This window comes from Streptomyces chiangmaiensis (genome assembly GCF_036281785.1).
GTDB lineage: Bacteria > Actinomycetota > Actinomycetes > Streptomycetales > Streptomycetaceae > Streptomyces > Streptomyces chiangmaiensis.
In genome coordinates this window covers 1-1,954 of the sequence record NZ_JAYWVC010000503.1, presented here as the reverse complement: position 1 = coordinate 1,954, position 1,954 = coordinate 1, and the positions used below count along the sequence as shown (strand labels likewise).

The following is a 1,954-nucleotide window of genomic DNA, read 5'->3' as shown; positions in this document are numbered from 1 at the left end:
CCAAGCCCTCGTCGCCACGTACCGCGAGATGCGCGGCCGTTAGGGACCAGGAGCGGAAGGGGGGCGGCGGGAGCCGTCCCCCTCCTGAGGTGCGGCGGCCCGACATCCCGCGCGGCCAGGACACACCGGATCGTCCTGGCGGCGCCGCCCAGGCCACCGCGCTCAGGGCGTCCGCGAGTCGGTGGCGGGCGGCGCGGGCCGCCGGCAGGGCCGCGAGGGCGATCGATGTCCTGGCGCCCGGTGCCTTTCTGCCGCTGATCGTGCCGGTGGTGGTGTTCTTCGCGTTCCAGCGGCACTTCATGCAAGGGGTCATGGCGGGGTCCGTGAAACAGCCCCCGTTCGCACGCGAACGCCGGACGGGACGACACCCGTCCGGCGTTCGCGTGCGAAGCCGTTCCTCAGGCCGACGCCGGAGGGTACAGCGAGCGCGGCAGCTGTGCCGCCGCCGCCGCGTCCAGCAGCCACAGCGTGCGTGACCTGCCGTACGCGCCGGCCGCCGGCGCCTGGATCTCCCCGGCGCCGGACAGCGCGATGGCCACCGCCTGCGCCTTGTCCTCGCCTGCTGCCAGCAGCCACACCTCCCGGGCCGACCGGATCGCCGGAAGGGTCAGCGTGACCCGGGTGGGCGGCGGCTTCGGCGCGCCATGGACACCGACCACCGTCCGCTCCGTCTCCCGCACCGCGGGCAGCTCGGGGAAGAGCGAGGCCACGTGCGTGTCGGGCCCGACGCCCAGCATCAGGACGTCGAAGGTGGGCACCGAGCCGTGGTTCTCGGGGCCCGCGGCCCGGGCCAGTTCCGCCGCGTAGGCCTCGGCCGCCGCCTCCACACCGGCACCGTGCGGGCCGTCCGACGCGGGCATGGGGTGCACGCGCTTCGGGTCCAGCGGGACGGCGTCGAGCAGCGCCTCGCGCGCCTGGGTGTAGTTGCGCTCCGGGTCACCCTCGGGCAGGTACCGCTCGTCGCCCCACCACAGGTCGATCCGGCTCCAGTCGACGGCGTCCCGGGCGGGCGCGGCGGCGAGTGCGGCCAGCAGGCCGTTGCCGTTGCGCCCGCCGGTGAGCACGACCGAGGCGGAACCGCGCGAGGCCTGTGCGTCCACGACCTTCGTGATCAGCCTGGCCGCCGCGGCCTGGGCCATCAGCTCCTTGTCGCGGTGCACGACGAGCTGCGGGGTAGTCACTTCGTGGCCGCCTTCTTCGACTGGTCCTTCTCGGCCGCCTTCTGCTCCGGATCCTGCGCCGCGCCTCCCGCCGGTGCCACGTCCGCCGCCGTGTCCGCAGGCACGCTGTCCCCGGTCGCCGTTCCTCCGGTGCCGGACGTCCCGGCCACGTTCTCCGCGGCGGGGGTCGCGGTGGCGCGCTCCGCCCCGTTGCCCAGCCGGTCCACGCCGAAGCGCAGCGCGGACGCGTATGTGTCGTCCGGGTCCAGGCGGCGCAGCTCCTCCGCGATCAGCTCGGCCGTCTCGCGGCGCTTGAGCGCCACCGCACGCTCCGGCTGCCCCTGGATGGACAGGGTGGCCAGCGAGCCGTCGGCCCGGTCCAGGACGATCGGACCACAGCTCGTGCGCATCCGGACGGCGGTGAGGCCGGGTCCCGAGGAAAGGGAGCGCTTGACGGGAACACTCAGCCGGTCCGCGAGCCACATCGCCAGCAGCTCGCAGCTCGGGTTGAACTCCTCGCCCTCCACCTCGACGCCCTGGACGTCGCAGACGACCTGGTCGAGGGCCGCCGCCAGCATGGAGCGCCACGGCGTGATGCGGGTCCACGACAGGTCGGTGTCGCCGGGCGTGTAGGCCTCGGCGCGGGCGTTCAGTTCCCGCACCGGCGCCTCGGCGGTGTAGGAGTCGGTGACGCGGCGCTGGGCGAGCGCACCCAGCGGGTCGTTGGCCGGGTCGAGCGGTGCGTTCACCGGCCACCAGGCGACGACCGGTGCGTCGGGCAGCAGCAGCGGCAG

At 74.8% G+C, this 1,954-nt stretch carries 2 protein-coding genes and 1 pseudogene; 1 reads left to right on the top strand and 2 read right to left on the bottom strand.

Features of this window, described 5'->3' with window-relative positions; translation table 11 throughout:
- Window positions 1–221: 221 nt before the first annotated feature.
- Window positions 222–329 (top strand): annotated as a pseudogene (locus tag VXC91_RS44975) (carbohydrate ABC transporter permease); the annotation flags it as partial.
- A gap of 69 nt (window positions 330–398) precedes the next feature.
- Here the strand turns inward: VXC91_RS44975 and pgl are convergent.
- Together pgl and VXC91_RS44965 are read right to left on the bottom strand one after the other, a co-directional pair.
- Window positions 399–1,181 (bottom strand): 6-phosphogluconolactonase, encoded by a 783-nt coding sequence (pgl, locus tag VXC91_RS44970; RefSeq protein ID WP_329513107.1) that lies wholly within the window; start codon window positions 1,179–1,181, stop codon window positions 399–401.
- Window positions 1,178–1,954: glucose-6-phosphate dehydrogenase assembly protein OpcA (locus VXC91_RS44965; protein WP_329513106.1), on the bottom strand; the 777-nt coding region annotated here is incomplete at its 5' end. The genes VXC91_RS44965 and pgl, both read right to left, overlap by 4 nt.